The sequence below is a fragment of the Prevotella merdae genome, assembly GCF_900290275.1.
Classification (GTDB): Bacteria; Bacteroidota; Bacteroidia; order Bacteroidales; family Bacteroidaceae; genus Prevotella; species Prevotella merdae.
This window is the reverse complement of the sequence record NZ_LT985323.1, coordinates 1,481,732-1,498,879: the sequence shown is the minus strand read 5'-3', so window position 1 is coordinate 1,498,879 and position 17,148 is coordinate 1,481,732. Positions and strand designations below refer to the sequence as shown.

13 protein-coding genes are annotated in these 17,148 nt (G+C 39.6%); 1 reads left to right on the top strand and 12 read right to left on the bottom strand.

Features of this window, described 5'->3' with window-relative positions:
* Nucleotides 1-21 precede the first annotated feature (21 nt).
* The 6 genes from C9991_RS05980 to C9991_RS05955 form a co-directional block, all read right to left on the bottom strand.
* Nucleotides 22-1,140 (bottom strand): tyrosine-type recombinase/integrase, encoded by a 1,119-nt coding sequence (locus C9991_RS05980; RefSeq protein WP_004338318.1) that lies wholly within the window; start codon nucleotides 1,138-1,140, stop codon nucleotides 22-24.
* 141 nt (nucleotides 1,141-1,281) lie between these two features.
* Nucleotides 1,282-2,217 carry a transposon Tn4555 protein TnpA gene (tnpA, locus tag C9991_RS05975; RefSeq protein ID WP_004292844.1) on the bottom strand — a complete coding sequence of 312 codons (936 nt, stop codon included), beginning with the start codon at nucleotides 2,215-2,217 and terminating at the stop codon, nucleotides 1,282-1,284.
* Between the two features lie 305 nt (nucleotides 2,218-2,522).
* Nucleotides 2,523-2,942, bottom strand: a complete 420-nt coding sequence (locus tag C9991_RS05970; protein WP_157949375.1) for a hypothetical protein — start codon at nucleotides 2,940-2,942, stop codon at nucleotides 2,523-2,525.
* Nucleotides 2,943-3,053: 111 nt separating this feature from the next.
* Complete coding sequence (locus C9991_RS05965; protein WP_232823249.1) at nucleotides 3,054-3,524, bottom strand: ATP-binding protein; 471 nt, start codon at nucleotides 3,522-3,524, stop codon at nucleotides 3,054-3,056.
* A gap of 179 nt (nucleotides 3,525-3,703) precedes the next feature.
* Nucleotides 3,704-4,891 carry a leucine-rich repeat domain-containing protein gene (locus C9991_RS05960; RefSeq protein WP_106811636.1) on the bottom strand — a complete coding sequence of 396 codons (1,188 nt, stop codon included), beginning with the start codon at nucleotides 4,889-4,891 and terminating at the stop codon, nucleotides 3,704-3,706.
* 348 nt (nucleotides 4,892-5,239) lie between these two features.
* The gene (locus C9991_RS05955; protein ID WP_106811635.1) at nucleotides 5,240-5,464 is read right to left on the bottom strand and encodes a hypothetical protein; all 225 of its coding nucleotides are present in this window, start codon (nucleotides 5,462-5,464) and stop codon (nucleotides 5,240-5,242) included.
* A gap of 430 nt (nucleotides 5,465-5,894) precedes the next feature.
* Here C9991_RS05955 and C9991_RS05945 point away from each other — a divergent pair, with 430 nt between their 5' ends.
* Nucleotides 5,895-7,154, top strand: coding sequence for an ATP-binding protein (locus C9991_RS05945; protein ID WP_106811634.1), 1,260 nt, complete (start codon nucleotides 5,895-5,897; stop codon nucleotides 7,152-7,154).
* A gap of 282 nt (nucleotides 7,155-7,436) precedes the next feature.
* On the opposite strand, the gene C9991_RS05940 is transcribed toward C9991_RS05945, so the two are convergent.
* The 6 genes from C9991_RS05940 to C9991_RS05910 form a co-directional block, all read right to left on the bottom strand.
* The gene (locus tag C9991_RS05940; RefSeq protein WP_106811633.1) at nucleotides 7,437-10,007 is read right to left on the bottom strand and encodes a GmrSD restriction endonuclease domain-containing protein; all 2,571 of its coding nucleotides are present in this window, start codon (nucleotides 10,005-10,007) and stop codon (nucleotides 7,437-7,439) included.
* A 5-nt stretch (nucleotides 10,008-10,012) separates the two neighbouring features.
* On the bottom strand, nucleotides 10,013-11,986 hold the full coding sequence (locus tag C9991_RS05935; RefSeq protein ID WP_106811632.1) for a DUF262 domain-containing protein: 1,974 nt from the start codon (nucleotides 11,984-11,986) through the stop codon (nucleotides 10,013-10,015).
* Nucleotides 11,987-12,196: 210 nt separating this feature from the next.
* On the bottom strand, nucleotides 12,197-12,433 hold the full coding sequence (locus C9991_RS16645; protein ID WP_157949374.1) for a DUF6939 family protein: 237 nt from the start codon (nucleotides 12,431-12,433) through the stop codon (nucleotides 12,197-12,199).
* Nucleotides 12,434-12,582: 149 nt separating this feature from the next.
* Entirely contained in the window at nucleotides 12,583-12,786 is a 204-nt protein-coding gene (locus C9991_RS05925; protein WP_106811630.1) for a cysteine peptidase family C39 domain-containing protein, read from the bottom strand.
* A 1-nt stretch (nucleotide 12,787) separates the two neighbouring features.
* Complete coding sequence (locus tag C9991_RS05920; protein ID WP_106811629.1) at nucleotides 12,788-14,875, bottom strand: outer membrane beta-barrel protein; 2,088 nt, start codon at nucleotides 14,873-14,875, stop codon at nucleotides 12,788-12,790.
* 613 nt (nucleotides 14,876-15,488) lie between these two features.
* The gene (locus C9991_RS05910; RefSeq protein WP_106811628.1) at nucleotides 15,489-17,144 is read right to left on the bottom strand and encodes a Gfo/Idh/MocA family protein; all 1,656 of its coding nucleotides are present in this window, start codon (nucleotides 17,142-17,144) and stop codon (nucleotides 15,489-15,491) included.
* Nucleotides 17,145-17,148: the final 4 nt, after the last annotated feature.

Below are 17,148 nucleotides of genomic sequence, written 5' to 3'. Positions count from 1 at the left end.
ATACCTGTCAATGTGAGACATTTATGCCTCCTTGCGCTTCAAGGTTATCTTGTCCACCACCTGACACATCTGCTGCGCTGCTATCTTGGAATAGATTTGTGTGGTGGTAATGTTCTTATGTCCGAGATAGGCTTGGATGACAGCCATGTCCGTTCCCATTTCCACGTGCAGGCTTCCGAAGCTGTGGCGGGTACAGTGAAAGGTGATTTTCTTGGTTATCCCTGCTGCCGTGAGCCACCGTTGGAGTGGTCCTTGCAGCATCTTGTCCTTGAAATCCTCAAAGATAAGTCCCTCGCCCCGTTCTCCCAGCAGTCCATAGGCTTCATCACTGATGGGGTTATGCACTATTTCTTTGGTTTTCTGCATACGGGTGGTAACGAACATCCTGCCGTTGGTGTATGGTTGTATCTGCTGCCACGTGAGCTGTCTGATGTCGCTCTTTCTCAGTCCCGTAAGACAGGCGAAAAGAAAAGCTTTTTTCAAGACCTCCTCCTCACAGGGTGTTTCGGCAAGCCGTATCAGTTCCTCTTGGCTCAAATGCTCCCTGATGGTGGGAATGCACTCGATGCGGTCTAAGAAGCCGTTTGGGTTCTCCTTTATCTTCCTGTCACGGTAAGCGGTGTGCAGCACGGCACGGAAAGTTGACCAATAGCCTGCTGCGGAGTTGATGTGCAGCTTTTGGTTGGTGTGGATGGATTGGGGTGCATCAAGCAGGTATTCCATGAACTTGCGGCACAAATCCACATCCACCTCCTCAAAGGTGCATTTGCCGTTCACGAACCGCTGGAAATGCTTGTATACGTGCTGCCACTTGATATTCTTGCGGTCAGCCAGTCCTTTGAAATAGGCAAGGAAATCGCCCTTCATCTTGGTCTTGTCAAAAAAGCCGTTGTTTTCATTGAAAATGGCTTCGTAGCGCTGGTTGCGCAGGATGACCGCTTTCTTCATCATGCGTGCGTTGAAGTCCCGTTCCTGCTGGTTTGCAGGTTTGGCGAAGATGTAAATTCCTAAGGCTTCACGTGTAATCACTCTCATGGTGACATTGTCACGGTAGCCGGGATAGTAGTCAAGGCATAGTGAATACTGTGTCCCGTTCTTAATCTTGCGCTTACGCAAGGTAACTGTTTTGCATTTACTCATAATAATTATGTTTTAATTGGTTGTATACATTTTGGAGTTGTATCCATGTTTCCGATGGCAAAGGAACAACGTGAAATATCCGTGAATACCTCCACGATACATCATTTTGAAATAATTTTCGATAATCCCGATTTTTCACGGTTATTTGTTCCTTTCAGCCATGACACGCTCCACATCTGAGCGCAAAAGCAGGTTTTTCACACCCACCTTTATCTTTTCGATGTGCTTCACCTTGACGATATGGCAGATGTTGGCTGACGAAAGACCATAGATTTGCTGCACCTGCTCAACGGTATAGTAGCGTTCATCGTTCACAAGGTCAGTTCTGCGGAGTTCGTTCAAATGTGATTTGGAGTAATAGGTACGCCCGTACTCTCTTTTAGTGGGTATCTTATGGCGATAGGTGTAGGCACGGAGTGCGGTCGGCTTCATGCCGAACAGTTCCTCCACCTCCTCGGTCAGTAGCCAGTCGGTAATTTCGCTAATATCAACTGCCACACCGAAAAACTCGTCAATATGCTTCTTGCTGTAATAGTTCTTTCCTGCGATACGGCAGATGGGGATATGGTTACGCTTGGCGGAAGTGTAAAGCCATGACTGCTTTACCTTAAAAAGGGACATCACCTCCTCGCCCGAATAGAAGTCCAACACTTCTTCGCTTTCCTTTTCCCTTTTTTCTCTTTTGGCAGGTAAGGAAGATGAAGATGATTTCCTTGGTGTGGAGGTGTTGCCGGGCAGGATGCGGTGATAGGGATTGCCCTCCAACATCTGCTCGATGTCGGCTCTGCGGATGAATGCCATGCGGTTGCTGATGCGTGAGGCTTTCAGCTTGCCGATGGCTACAAGTTTGTAAATGTACTGTCGGGAACAGCCCATGAGGATGGCTGCTTTGGAAAAGGTGAGATACTCCTGATGCTGTATCTCCATCAAGGGTTGGGCGACTTTGAAGAGGTTGTTCTTCTGCATCACTCTGGCTCGTTTGGCTTCTGCCTGACAAGCCTCACTGCAATATCTTTGCATACCGCTTCGGGTTACAAAGGACTTGCCGCAAAAACTGCATTTTCTGGTTGCTTTCATACCGTTTTATCGTTTAATGGTTCATTTCTTCAATCCTATATCTCTGAAATGGTAAACGGATGTGAACGGAAGTCAACCATTGTCGCTTTTCTACACAGTGTGACTGTTTCCGCATATCGGGGCGGTTATTGTCGCTTGTCGTAAACGGTTGTAAACCCTTGTCAACTGTCTGCACGGTGTGACAAAAAACAAGCCCCGCAAATTCTCCACGTCAGAAATACGTCTCAAAAATATGTGGAAATTTGGGAAGCGACAAATGGCAACCGAAAAGTGTTAAATTTTAGAATATGCTGGTAATTAAAGATTTACACTCGGATATTTCTGATTAGTTTTGGTTGTTCTATGGTTATAAATACATCATTAGAAGTATACACTTTATTATTAAAAAGATTATCATAATAATAATAATCACCACCTGCTACAATCTTCGCCTCAGACAAATCTAACACAGAGAGATTTCCTTCTGTACTACTTTCCTGATAATTTCTTCCTGCCATCTCACGAATCATATTCCAATCCGTGCCATTTATCTCACCAACAATCTTCAGATTAGTAATCTTATACTTCTTACTACTTGCAATTCTATCAGGTAAAGTACCAGCCTTATCCAACTTGATCGTAATCTGCTTGGTAATCAAGTCGTCATTAGCTGCTTGAATTGATAAACAGCCAAGCAACATAAATACCGCAGTTAAAAGCAGTCCTTTAAATGTAAAATTTCTCATAGTTCTATTATTTTAGTTTATATTCTTTTTTCTCATATCAAAAAGTGGCAAACTTGCACTTTTTTGATATTAAGCCTATAAACGGAGTATGACAACCCCCAAAAAGTCCATCTATTCCTTACTACCCTTACCCAAGAGGAAATCTGAGAGGCTCATCATCAGAATGCCCTCTTCATTATACCCCGAATGATATCTATCCCCTACGATAATCAGTTTGCGGAAGCCGTCGTTTACATTCAATAAAGAAGCTTGCTCCTGATCTACCTTCTCCTTATCAGGCAAGGCGAAAGCCGACTGGATATAGAGACGTTCATCATGACGGTTCACCACGAAATCAATCTCAAGATTCCGGCGCTGCAGCTTACCATTTTCATCTCGCTTGAAACTCTCAACAATGCCGACATCCACGCCATAGCCTCGTTTGCGAAGCTCGTTATAGATAACATTCTCCATAATATGAGTGTATTCTATCTGTCGGAAGTCAAGAACTGCATTTCGGATACCGGTAATAATCTTTATCATCCCATTGCCTTCTGCAGAGATGAGCTTACTTAGATATCCCTTGCGTTCAAAATATATCATTCGTTGAAAATTTTTGTGTCAAGACACATATTTTTGCAGTAAAAGTACACTTTTTACTTGATAACGCCAAAGTTTTAAGAGAAAAATGAGAGCAAATGTTAATGCTTAAATACAAAAAAGGGTACGATTGCTCGTACCCCTATATAAAAATATTGTCTCACAAGGATGCTTGCCACCCATTATTCTACAGCAACTTTCTTCACGCTACCATCGCTATACTTCACGATATTCAATCCCTTGGTTGGACCTACCAATCGCTGACCATTTACAGAATAGCGCGATACTTCCTCGACATCAGTAGAGGTTGTAGTCTTGTCGATGCCTGTTGGATCGAATTCGACAATGTTCTCAAAGTAGCCAAATTCAGAGATCCTATAATCATCATAAGTTCCCTTAGGTACATAAACTGTACATTTATTAGCATCACAACCTTTAAACACGTCAGTACCCATTTTTGGTACTTTCTCTGAATATACATAAATAGAAGTTAATCCGCTACAGCCTCGGAATGCGTATTCGCCTATTGAGGTAATACCAGCAGGAAGGGTTAAACTCGTTAATCCGCTACAGCCATAGAATGCGTTATAGTATATTGAGGTAATACCAGCAGGAAGGTTTAAACTCGTTAATCCGCTACAGCCATAGAATGTGCCATAGTTTATTGAGGTAATACCAGCAGGAAGGGTTAAACTCGTTAATCCGCTACAGTCTTTGAATGCGCCACCGCCTATTGAGGTAATACCAGCAGGAAGGGTTAAACTCGTTAATCCGCTACAGCCTCGGAATGCGTATTCGCCTATTGAGGTAATACCAGCAGGAAGGGTTAAACTCGTTAATCCGCGACAGCCTTCGAATGTGCTACGGCCTATTGAGGTAATACCAGCTGGAAGGGTTAAACTCGTTAATCCGCGACAGCCATTGAATGCGGCATAGCCTATTGAGGTAATACCAGCAGGAAGGGTTAAACTCGTTAATCTGCTACAGTCTTTGAATGCGTACTCGCCTATTTCATCATTAGAAGTATAACAATTATAACCAGAAAAATATCTATCCCCACCTTTTACAATCTTCGCCTCTGACAAATCTAACATAGATAGCTTTCCTGCAGTTTTATTATTTTCATAACCACGTCCAACCATCTCACGAATCATTTTCCAATCCGTGCCATTTATCTTGCCAATAATTTTCAAATTGGTAATCAGATACTTCTTGCTTGCACCAATCCTATCAGGTAAAGTACCAGCCTCGTCCAACTTGATGGTGATTTGTTTTGTAATCAAGTCGTCATCTGCAGCTTGAATTGATAAACAGCCAAGCAACATAAATACCGCAGTTAAAAACAGTCCTTTAAAAGTAAAATTTCTCATATTTCTTTTTTTTGTGTATATTCTTTTGAAACATGTGTACAGACATCGTCTGCTATTGTTTATCACTTTGTCCTATTCTACATCAAAGGGGCGTACCATAATGGTACTTTTAAATATGAAACAATTGATTTATAAGCAACAAAGAGAGGATGCTTCAACTCGGCGTGAGCAGAATGGATATCTGTATGCGAAGGTAAATAAAATATTTTAAATGTAACACCTTTTTCAGAATCTTTTTTGATACAAAGGCGAAAAAGATAAATGTGAAGGCATACAAGAAGCATGTTTCAACATGCTTAATTTGCACTAATATAGAACTCTTGATATTTTCTTCAAGTCCATCTATTCTTAGCCTCCCTTACCCAAGAGGAAATCGGAGAGGCTCATCATCAGAATTCCCTCTTCATTATACCCCGAATGATATCTATCCCCTACAATAATCAGTTTGCGGAAGATGTTGAAGAGAAGGAAGGATTTACCACATCGGCGGATACGGGTAATAATCTTTATCATCCCATTGCCTTCTGCAGAAATGAGCTTACTTAGATATCCCTTGCGTTCAAAATATATCATTCATTGAAAATTTTTGTGTCAAGACACATATTTTGTAATTAAAAGTACACTTTTTACTTGATAATGCCAAAGTTTTTAGAGAAAAAAGGACTCACCCGATAATCCCCAATGTTTATCGGGTGAACCGATTTGAATCACGAGATAAGGGTTGGGAGGGGCGCTTTTAACTGACTACATAATGTGGTGAATGGAAGTTATAGGACGAAATTCATAAATGGGTACGGTTGAAACGACTCTCTTGAACGTAGGGTGTGATTACATGTCATACCCTTTTGTTCTAAAAAACATTTTTGTGTAGTTTACGATGCTACGTTTTACTGTTTTTTGCTTGATAAACGCAGTTTTTTCATTGATTGTGCTGGATTTTGGGATAAAACCATTATTTTTGCGGTGTAAAATATGATACCAATATCAAAAATAGTACTCTAATATGATATTTGAACGTAAGAAATACTTGGATGAACTTATTGCAGGACGTGGAAATGGTCTTGTGAAGATTATAACTGGTGTCAGACGATGTGGAAAGTCTTTCCTGCTGTTTGATATTTGGCATAATTGGCTGTTGGAACATGGGGTGACTGATAATCACATCATCGAAATTCAACTTGATGATTTCCGAAACAGACGGTTGAGAAAGCCTGATGCCTTGCTCGACTATATAGATTCAAAGGTTGTGGATGATGGCAATCCTTATTATATAGTCTTGGACGAGGTACAGTTGGTAGAAGAATTTGTGGAGGTTATTCTTAGCTTGACACACATGCGGAATGTAGATGTGTATGTGTCAGGCTCAAACTCTCGTTTCCTGTCAAGTGATGTTGTGACTGAGTTCCGAGGCAGAGGTGACGAGATACGCATCTGGCCTCTCACCTTTGACGAATACTTTAGTGGTATTGGTGGAGATATACGCAAAGCTTGGTTGGATTACTATACTTTTGGAGGACTACCACAAGTGGCTTTGCTTGAAACGGAAGAAAAGAAAACTGACTATTTGCGTGGTCTGTATGAAACAACCTATCTGCGTGACGTAATTGAGCGCAACCATCTGCGTAATTCTGAAGGAATGAAGGAATTGGTGCGTGTAATAGCCTCGGGCATTGGTTCGTCAACCAATCCAACGAGAATAGCCAATACCTTTCAATCTGCACAAGGGGTAACCATAAAAAGAGACACTATAAAACAATACATTGACTATCTGAAAGACTCTTTCTTGATAGAGGAAGCCTTGCGCTATGATGTGAAAGGCAGAAAATATATTGGTACCGAGACGAAATACTACTTCGCAGATATCGGCATACGTGCAGCCATTCTTAACTATCGTCAGCAGGAGGAAACACACATTATGGAAAACATTGTCTATAATGAGCTTCGTTGCCGTGGATATAATGTGGACGTAGGATTGGTTGAACTTGGTGGCAAGGATGAGAACGGTAAGTTTGTCAGAAAACAGTTGGAGGTAGACTTTGTGGTGAACCGCCCTCCATACAGAGTGTATATCCAGTCGGCTTTTCACATGCCTACGCCAGAGAAGGAACAGCAAGAACGTCGTCCATTATTGTCAATCAATGACCACTTTCGTAAGATTGTCATTGTTGGTGATGACATTCATCGCAAGGAGGACGAACTCGGTGTGTTGACTGTCGGACTCTTGGATTTCTTGACAGACAAGAACTTGTTGGAGCAAGGATAATCATTTTGCATGCTGTAATTTCCCAAACGATCTTAAACAGGAATTAAGTTCCCGTTTTGGGGAAGAAATATTTTGATAACTTTTTAGATTATTCCTTGGTTTCTCTGAATCACAATGCAAAGGTATCATCTTCCTGTGCAGGCTATATACACAGAAAAATATTTCCTTATAAAATGGGAAAAAAATGAGGATTTTAGACGAAAAAAGCCAAGAAGCTCCTGACTTCTTGGCTGATGCTTATTTATGTTTTTTCTTGTATTCTTCTATTTCGCGAATTCATTGCTACTTATTTTTTGTTAATTTTTTAACCGCCGATTCTACTTTATCCCAAATCTCCTCTAAACGCTTCTTTATTGGACTATAGTCACTTATTGAAAAGTAATGAAAGCTAGCCATCAGGTTACCATCCATATCGGTATCGAAGTATAAGCAATTTCGCTCATCATCATATATGGTACCTTCAAGTAATAATTTCTCAAGTTCCTTACATTTCTTTTGACTTGGACATTGTATGAATATTCGAATTTCGTGGTAATTCTTGAACCAGCAATTCATAGAATAATCTTCCTTGTCTGATAGTGATGCAAACATAAACAAATCTTCACCTTTATAGTGTCCAGTTTCTTCGAAATCAGACAGATAGGTATGTTTAGTTTCATCTTCCCAATATTCCATGCTAAAATCATCTTTTAGTTTTTGGGCTATGGCATCTCTTTCAGAATCGATTAAATATCTATCATACCATACACGTGGTATAGCTACAGCAATGTGTCCTTTAAACAAGCTTATGCAAACGGGTGCTTTTTGAGAAGTCATCCAGTCGTATAGTCTTATGTCTTGGCATAAGATGTTATGAGCAATGGCAAGTTGAAGATCCCAGTTCTCTAAACCATTCAGTGACACAATGTTGCTCTTGATGTACTCTTCTAAAAAGAATGTAATCTCCTCCTTGTTGTTGGCATTCTTAAATGCTGCTATAAGCATCTTTCTTATGATAGGCTCATTAATGAGGAATGTCTTTAAGAACTTTTTAGGTTCACTATCTTCTGTTACATAGCGGTTCTCTAGTTGACCATCCCATTCGTACAAATTGGAGTTGATAGCACGAAGTAGTACATGATTCTTTCGATAATATGGACTGATGCCTTCCTTATCAAACATTTCTTGAATACACTCACTGTTCTTGCAGAATACTTCTATTGGCATTCCTTCTTCATAGAAGAAACAGGTAGTGCCTTTTATGAATGGATTGACTTCTACACTTTGAAAAACAGTTAGCCAATCTGGATTCTCTGCAATTCTCTTGGCCTTTTCAATTTCTTCCTGGAATGGACGTGGCCAAGAGCCAATCTCCATGGAAGCAGCTACTGCCTCAAAGAAACTGTTATTACATTTTGCCCTGGATTTGAGATCATAGAATGTACTTGCTTTGTGCTGATTCGAAGCAACAGCTTTTGTAAAATTAGACAAATTACGTAGCGTGTTGGTTGCTGGTATCAAACTGTCAATATTGGTATTCTCTATGATGTTCCATACGATTCTCATCCATTTTTGGTAAATATCTGCTTCCCAATCCTCATAGCATAGTATAAATTCACAAATGGCTCCAAATACGACCAAGAGCGTTTGTGAAAACGTTGCTGTAGAATCCAGAAAGAAGTTTTCCTCTTTCTCTTTTCCCCAGGCCGGGGTGAGTGATTTGGCAATTTCTTCTTTATGCGAACAAAGTGTATCTAAGACTTTTTCTAAAGCCGTAAAATATTCTGGATGGTTGGTCAAGACTTTCTCATATTCATCAAATCCTAAATATACATTTTCATTTTTTTTGCTTTCTGAAAGTGTATAAAATGAATAAATGGGAAGTTCTTTGCTTGTCATTTCTTTAGCTGCAACATCACTATCAATCATATATCGATAGGCAAAGAATCTACTGAAAAATCTCATATAGCTTTCATCAGAATTAGATTTGTTTTTATTCCAAAACAAGTCTATCCATTTGGCATCCAGTTTCAGAGAAATACTTTCTTCATGTGAGATTAATTCATTTTGAATGCCACCCTCTAAGTCAACCTTTTCTTCTGTCAATGTTTTACATTTTCTTAAAGCACCTGTAAATTCTGCTTTAAAATTATCAAAGACAGATAGAGGCAGACCACGAGCATTCATCTTCATATATAGTTCTTCTGAAAGATTGTACTGCATTAGGGGGAGTACATAGAATTGCAATCTCTCGGTCTTTTCCAAGAGATTATTATTTTCAGTCTTATTGTATTCCTCGTTCATAGCATCCAGCATGACAAGCATACCTGCAATGGTAGAATCTTTGTCAAAATTATGATAGTACCATCTTGCTCTACGTATGCAAACGCTTGGCTTTTCATCTTCTAAGCTGCATGAATATTGAGCTAAAGATTGACAAAAAGCAGTAGCTGTAGCTCTAGTCTCATAGGTGAAACTTTTAAGTGCATGGACAATGCTTTCTGCTACTTCCGTATTTTGTCTTTTCTCTTTGTTAAGAAGAAACCAATGAAGAAGGAACAGAGTTGTAAAACGCTGCTGACCATCTAATAGCTCCAAGATATACTCTTTTTGATTTGTAATATCTTCAATATTCTTGATAGAACCATAGATAAAATGAAAGTCCATGATGGCATCATTTTTAGATGTCAAGTATTTAAAAATATCCTTCAAGAAGGAATTTCTTATCTTTGTTTCTGCTTCACCAAGTCTTCCTTGCGCATAGGGTCTCTGTATTTTTGGTATGATAACTTTCGAAATTACTATAGGATCCTCGTCTTTTGCGTATGAAATAGGTTTGCTGAAAATACTTCTGAATGTATATGTCTCACTCATTGTCTTTACTTTTTAATGTTTAGATAATCTTTGAGTTCATCGCAAATGTAGGCTTGATATTTATTCATGTCCTCTTCTCCCCATCGAGAGCGGTTTGTTCCGTTTTCGTCGAAGAGTTTCATGAAGACATAAGTAGTTGTAACTGGAACATAAATGCCTGCTTTCATTCTTTCAATGATTTTACGACGTTTCACCACAAATAAGCTATTACCATATGAACGGTTGGTTCCTGAGTCTAATAGAGTGAGGTTCCCAATATTATTCTTAACCTCCTCTGGTGCATCAGTCCACTCTTTTGCGATTTCTCGTATTTTCTCGATGGCCTTGTCAAGTTCTCCTTCTTCGTAAAGCTCATTTATGAAAGATCTTTCCTCTTCATTCATACTTAAGTCTTCAAGAGCTATACTAATCCATTCCTTTTTGCTTGATATTTCTTTCAATCCATTAGTTGTGAATGAATCTATATGTTCTATATCCCAACCTTGTTTAGTAAGAACATCAAATGGAAATTTATAGATAGAACTTAACTCGCTTTGGCTCTCAAGTCCTTCTGCTTGCTTATTTAAATGGTGGACATTTAAGAGCAAGAGCAAATTAAATATTCGGCTATCACCAAAGCTGAGGTCAATATGTCCCTGTTCCACAGTGATATTTTGTGTCTGATCACAAATTTTTTGTTTAAGCCAATTTTTAAATTCATCCCTGGACTCATTTTCATCCATGTGATTGAAATGATAATAACACTTCGGAAGCAAGTTGCCTTGGTACTGACTGAGCATACCTATAAGGTTATAGGTGATGACATCCTCATACCAATCTTCTATTGTATGGAAGATATTAAGTATTTCATCCCATTCTGTGGTTAATGCTTGAATCAATTCAACATTAGATTTTCCATCAAACTTGTCGTAGAAATAGTTGAACACAAAGTTATTCGTTGCGAGTTTTGTTTCACCGTCTCTTAACAGTGTATCAACTTTTCCATCAAGATTATCATCGTCTTGATTTAAGACAGAAAGAGTTTCCATCTTATATCTTAGATTAAAGATGAAGTCAATGCGGTTAGGCATATCAATTCCTTTGGCGTTTAAAAAACACCAGAAAGCATCATTTTGGAGCGTATTTTCAATATTTTCCCATTCTATGGCACGCTGCATTTGAATATGCTCTTGCGATTCCAAGTTCTGTGTTCTGAGAAAGAGAGCTTTTATTAATTCGGCATCTGTTAGATAAATCTTACCTGTATTGATTTCTCTAAACTCTTTAATGGCATCTTTGTCATCTGCAAGTTCATACCATAATACTTGGACTGATCCATACATTGAATATTTATCTTTTTCCGCATTTAATAATGAACGGAATATGTTCAGAATATCGCTCACTTTTGTGCTTAAGTTGTATCTTTGGCACAAACTTTTTGCACCTGCAAGTTCATACTCATCAATGCTTCTTATCCATTTGTCAATAGTTTCATAGGCTTGACTCATGTGGAAAAAATCAATATTATCATTGCATTCATCATCGTTGTTTCCAATATTTGCCAAGAAAGCTGAAGACCCTTTTCTTGTGGCATAGGTAAGATGATAGAGTTCTATTTCATCCTCTTTTAAACTTTCAGCAGAAATATTGCACTTCGTAATTAAATACTTGTACAATATATAAAGAGTTGTAAGTCTTTGTTGACCATCTATGATCTCCCATGCTTCTGCATCTTTCTTAGCATCTTTTGGTAGGAATTTTCTCAGTACTTCTTTTTCTGTGATTTTTCTTGCTACTACCGGCTGCAGACAATAGTACTCACCTTCGTTGATACCTTGTATTCGCTTGTTAAAAGTGCTACTTGCATAACATAATAAGTCACTTAGTAGTTGAACCACCTGGATGCTGGTCCATCTATAGCCGCGCTGATATGAAGGGATATAAAAATAATACCCCTTCATAAGTTCTGTTACCGCTTTTCTGTCAATACTATTAACCATAGCTTTGCTATTTTATCTTTTTTAGGACATCCCCAAATTTGGCATAGTTGACCACTACACCATCATCTAAGTCTGTTGATCTGCAATAATATAAAGACGATCATGGTACTCTCGACATTCTTTTGCTTTTTGTTAACCATGATGCTTATGCTTATCCTTATCCACTTTACATGGTAAGGCTCAGCAAAGATAGTGAAATCTTGTTTAGAATCAATACTGATTTACTCGTTTTTGGGAGGGTGAATTTATATTGTAATCTGTGCGAAAATTCTGCCTCACGGTACGCTTTATGTTCTTCATCGTGTCGTTAGCGAACATATCTACGTCCACATCCGCCGATTCAAACACTTTCAGTCCCTGCCATATCGCCTCAACGCACATTGCGGTGTAGCCCTCGCTGAATGGAACGGGGATTCCGCCGTATGGGTAGAACGGGCTTAGCCTCACCAATCCCGTCTGTAGCTTGGCTTGTTACATCAGCAATCACCGCATCAGGGTATTTCTTCAATATGTTTTCGCGCTTCCTGCGCTTGGATTCTATAACGACCATGATTCAAAGACTTTTGGGCCAAAACGACTAGTGAATTTTGATATGACTAGGATGGAAAGATTATTACATGGTCGAATTGTTCTGCAGCCAACTTTAATGATTGAAGAGATATCCCTGTAGGGGTACACGAACAAAGTTTTGAAATGAATTGGGTTGAATACTTCTTTCCATAATATTCGCATATAGATGCAAGGCAAGCCACTCCACATTGCATTGAATCTTTTTGCTTTATAAAGGGGAAGCGTTTCATTTTATTTACTTATCTGTGGTGTATTAAACTTACCTAAACCGGTATTGTCTTTACTTGATTCTGTAAGAATCTTGCCATCGTGCCTTCTTGATTTTCCTACGGAGAATGTATATGTGGCAGTCAAGCGTGCCATATGCTGAAGTGGTTTCCAATCCTTGTTCTCTTTATACCTAAGAATAGGTAAATTCGAAACAGTATAGTTGTTGTGTCCTGAATAATTGTATTTTGCACCTACTGACCAATTACCTATTTTATATTGTATCGTTCCAGCATATTGAAGGCTGCCACGTGACAAAAGGTCGCCGTCGTATACTTTTGTTGGTGAATTAACACTGAAGATCAAAGACAAGTTTTCAAATGATGCTGTAATATTGCCACCTATACGCCAATAATCAAAGTTGATATTTTGCGATGGAGTTTCAAGTCGTGAGATATAGTATTCAACATAGGGTGATAATTCTAACCATTTAAATGGATACCAACTCCCATAAAGGTCAAATCTCCATTCGAAATCACCTCCTATATTTTGAGGTCTGAAATAAACATTATCGCCTTCTTTTAGTATTGTGGTAGCTATCTTATTGTTAGCATATGATGGCTGTACCATGAAGACTATCTGATTTTTATTATTTGGTGAGAAATATGCAAACGACAGTTTCCCCGATGTAATCCAATAATCTTTCAATTTTGGATTGCCAGCAGATATCAGCCAGGGGTCTAAATAGGTCTCACTCTCAGTGATTTCATTTAACGAAGGAGATATATTACGCATTGTCAACGTCAACTGCACAGTTGTTCCTTTCATTTTACCCTTTCCCCACCAATCTGAATAAAGTCTTATGTAAGGAAGAACAGAGGTTTGCGATATACCCGAGGATGTCTGCTTAAATATATTCAATCCAACAGCCGGAACAAACGATATTGTATTCCATGTCCAGGAACCACCCGTATTAAGGAACTCATTGTGAGAATATGGTTTGTATTTGTTATTGAATGAAGTCTGATTAAGTTGCTTATATTCATATCTTGAACCAACACTCAATGAGCCACCCCAAAGCGGAGAGGCATAGACAGCGTTTGTAATAAATGAATACGAATCATTATCCACTCTTGAGTGTAAATTGTAGTCATAGTCATTGTTTCCTGTATTCTCCGAGAGCATAGATTGCTTCGAATCCGAATAACTATTTCCAAATGTATTGACCACATTTATGGCAAACAGACGGCCTTTCTTTAATAAATAGCGATAGTATAAATCTACAGCCACCGTATTGGAACGACTCTTCAAAAGGCTTGTACCTTCACCATTATATTTGGTGTCATCTGTCGAAATAAGGCCCGCCCTTTTTTCTTCATCTTGTAAGGGTTCAATGATAGTATATACCTTAGCATTAAACAGATGATTACCCTGATATCTTTGGTACGATGCACTGATGTTATGATATTGACCTTTATAGCGACTTGTACCCCTATATTGAGAATGTAGTTGCGGACTATAAGTGTATTCAGCAAGATTATCAATATTGCCTATGTTTCTGTAATCAACTAGATAACCCAGTTTTACTTGGTTCAGAGAATCCGCATATGTCAAGTCAATCTGGTTTGTTCCAAATCCTGTGTTTACAGCATTAGAAGTGTTGAAATAACCGGCATAAGATCTATCGTGCCTCTTCTTCACAACAATGTTGACTACAGGCCCTGCAGTCAGACTCATGTATTGAGGAGGAGCAATAGAATAAAACTCTACGTTCTTTATGTCCTCACCCTTATATCCACGTAAGTCATATGCCGTTGATGGAACGCCATTTATAAGGATAAATACATTTTGTCTGTCCCAAGAAACCAATTTTGTTTCATTTATTGCTGTTTGGAACAATTCTAAGGAAGAAACTGCATCTAAAGCATTTGTACCAAACTTTTTATTGTCGTTTGATAAATATAGTACATCGTGATCACCCTTATGAATAATCCTTTCTGCTTTAACCACAACTTCACTTAGTCTAAAAGATTTGATAGTATCTAATGATTCTTGAGCATTACCATTCAAAACAAGAAACAAGAGACTAATTATTGCTAGAACCTTTTTCATAATTTTTTTATCCGAGTTGATGTTGCAAATAGTCTAATAAACTAACCTCAAAATTTTCGTCCATAACTTCATATTTGCAATGACTGAAACCTGACATGTAATCACGAGGACATAACCCCATACATACTGGGTATGCGAAGATAAATAAAATATTTTAAATGTAACACCTCTTTCAGCATCTTTTTTGATACAAAGGCGAAAAAGATGAATGTGAAGGCACACAAGAAGCATGTTTCAACATGCTTAATTTGCACTAATATAGAACTCTTGATATTTTCTTCAAGTCCATCTATTCTTAGCCTCCCTTACCCAAGAGGAAATCGTAGAGGCTCATCATCAGAATACCCTCTTCATTATACCCCGAATGATATCTATCCCCTACAATAATCAGTTTGAGGAAGCCATCGTTTACATTCAATAAAAACGCCAAAGTTTTTAGAAAAAAAGGAGAGCAAATGTTAATACATATATACTCGTTAATCCACTACAAAAGTGAAAAAAAGTGAAGTAGGCTTCAAAGGTATTGAAGCCTACTTCACTTTTTTTTGTAAACATCGTCAAAATAACGATTGACCCTATCTGGCCATATCTTGCATTATGCGATTCTCCTTCATTACTTTACAGCCTTGGCAACCTGAGCCATAGCCTTAGCCTTAGCCTTGTTGAGAGCAGCCTGAGCCTTCTTCTGTGCGGCGTCGTTCTTAGCATTCAGTACTTTGTCGTAAAGATCCCAAAGCTTGAACTTGGCTGTAGCTTCCTTGTAAGCCTTGGTAAAGGCGTTGGCAACAGCCTCTGATGCAGCCTCCTGCTCGGCAGTAGCGTAAGCATGCTTATAACCCTTCTCCTTGTTCCAAAGACCACGTGTGAAGTCAGGGAATGTAACAGGAGCGCTCTCATTATCCATTGAGATAGCGCCAAGCTCGGCAATACAGCACCACTCAGCAAGGTCGTAAACGTCCATATCAAGAGGCAAACCATTCTGCAGACAGTAGATAAGGCGGGCACACATAATAAAGTCCATACCGCCATGGCCACCTACTTCCTTGGCAAGCTTGCCAAACTTCTTAAGTATTGGGCTTTCGTACTTCTCCTCAAGGGCCTTGCGCTGATCGTCAGGCATAAACTCGTGAGATGTAAGGTTGTCTACCTTAGGAGCGTTGCCGGTAGCCTTTAGCTGCTTAGCGTCAACAGCATAGCCCTCGATAGGATACTTGTTGGCAAAACCCTTAGTACCAGTGAGCTGATATAGACGGCTGTATGGCTGAGGATTCATAACATCGTGCTGCAACTCAATAACCTTGCGGTCGGCAGTCTGGATAAGAGTTGTTGTGTGGTCGCCATTGCGGAAGTCGTTGCATGGCTTACCTGTCTTAGCCTCAACAAGCTCCTTGCCCTGAACACTCTTTGTATCCATAGCCACGAGCGATGTCATACGGTCGCCACGGTGGATGTTAAGAGCCTGAGCAACTGGGCCAAGGCCGTGAGTAGCGTATATATCGCCACGGTTCTCGCGGTTATACTTCAAACGCCAGCCTAGCTGTTCGGGGTCCGAACCGTTAGGATTCTTCCAGTAATAGTCCCAGAAGTCGCTAAGATTGTGGATATAAGCACCCTGTGCACGCAATATCTCGCCAAAGACACCGTGCTGTGCCATATTAAGAGTGCGCATCTCGAACCAGTCGTAGCAGCAGTTCTCAAGAATCATACAGTTGAGTTGCTTCTGCTCGGCAAGATCTACAAGCTCCCAGCACTCCTGCAGGTTCATTGCAGAAGGCACCTCATCGGCAACATTCTTACCATTCTCAAGAGCACACTTGGCTACGATAGCATGGTGTTCCCAGTCGGTTGCAATATATACAAGGTCGATATCAGGACGCTTGCACAACTCCTTGTATCCGTTCTCGCCATAATATACAGCTGCAGGTGCAAGACCACGCTTGCGCAGACGCTCGTTCTGCTTTACAGCACGATCTTTCTCAAAGTCGCAAAGAGCCACTACCTCAACACCAGGTATAAGGCTGAAGTTCTCTACAGCACCAGGACCACGCATACCAAGACCTACAAGACCAATGCGAACAGTCTTCATCTTAGGCAATGCAAGGCTCAACACGTCTTTCTGACCTGCTGGACGCTCAGGAGTTTCAATTACGATTTTGCCCTTGTTCCAATGCCACTTGGTAGATGGCGAGAGCGATTGTGCGTTTGCTGTCATTGTGCCCAAAGACATGAGAGCAGCAAAAGCAATACTAAAAAGCTTTAACTTTTTCATAGAT

What these genes read in the sequence shown, in the direction of transcription:
- C9991_RS05980 (WP_004338318.1), bottom strand. Translation starts at nt 1,140, where the DNA reads ATGAGTAAATGCAAAACAGTTACCTTGCGTAAGCGCAAGATTAAGAAC.
- C9991_RS05910 (WP_106811628.1), bottom strand. Translation starts at nt 17,144, where the DNA reads ATGAAAAAGTTAAAGCTTTTTAGTATTGCTTTTGCTGCTCTCATGTCT.
- C9991_RS05970 (WP_157949375.1), bottom strand. Translation starts at nt 2,942, where the DNA reads ATGAGAAATTTTACATTTAAAGGACTGCTTTTAACTGCGGTATTTATG.
- C9991_RS05965 (WP_232823249.1), bottom strand. Translation starts at nt 3,524, where the DNA reads ATGATATATTTTGAACGCAAGGGATATCTAAGTAAGCTCATCTCTGCA.
- C9991_RS05920 (WP_106811629.1), bottom strand. Translation starts at nt 14,875, where the DNA reads ATGAAAAAGGTTCTAGCAATAATTAGTCTCTTGTTTCTTGTTTTGAAT.
- C9991_RS05935 (WP_106811632.1), bottom strand. Translation starts at nt 11,986, where the DNA reads ATGGTTAATAGTATTGACAGAAAAGCGGTAACAGAACTTATGAAGGGG.
- tnpA (WP_004292844.1), bottom strand. Translation starts at nt 2,217, where the DNA reads ATGAAAGCAACCAGAAAATGCAGTTTTTGCGGCAAGTCCTTTGTAACC.
- C9991_RS05955 (WP_106811635.1), bottom strand. Translation starts at nt 5,464, where the DNA reads ATGATATATTTTGAACGCAAGGGATATCTAAGTAAGCTCATTTCTGCA.
- C9991_RS05960 (WP_106811636.1), bottom strand. Translation starts at nt 4,891, where the DNA reads ATGAGAAATTTTACTTTTAAAGGACTGTTTTTAACTGCGGTATTTATG.
- C9991_RS05925 (WP_106811630.1), bottom strand. Translation starts at nt 12,786, where the DNA reads ATGAAACGCTTCCCCTTTATAAAGCAAAAAGATTCAATGCAATGTGGA.
- C9991_RS05945 (WP_106811634.1), top strand. Translation starts at nt 5,895, where the DNA reads ATGATATTTGAACGTAAGAAATACTTGGATGAACTTATTGCAGGACGT.
- C9991_RS05940 (WP_106811633.1), bottom strand. Translation starts at nt 10,007, where the DNA reads ATGAGTGAGACATATACATTCAGAAGTATTTTCAGCAAACCTATTTCA.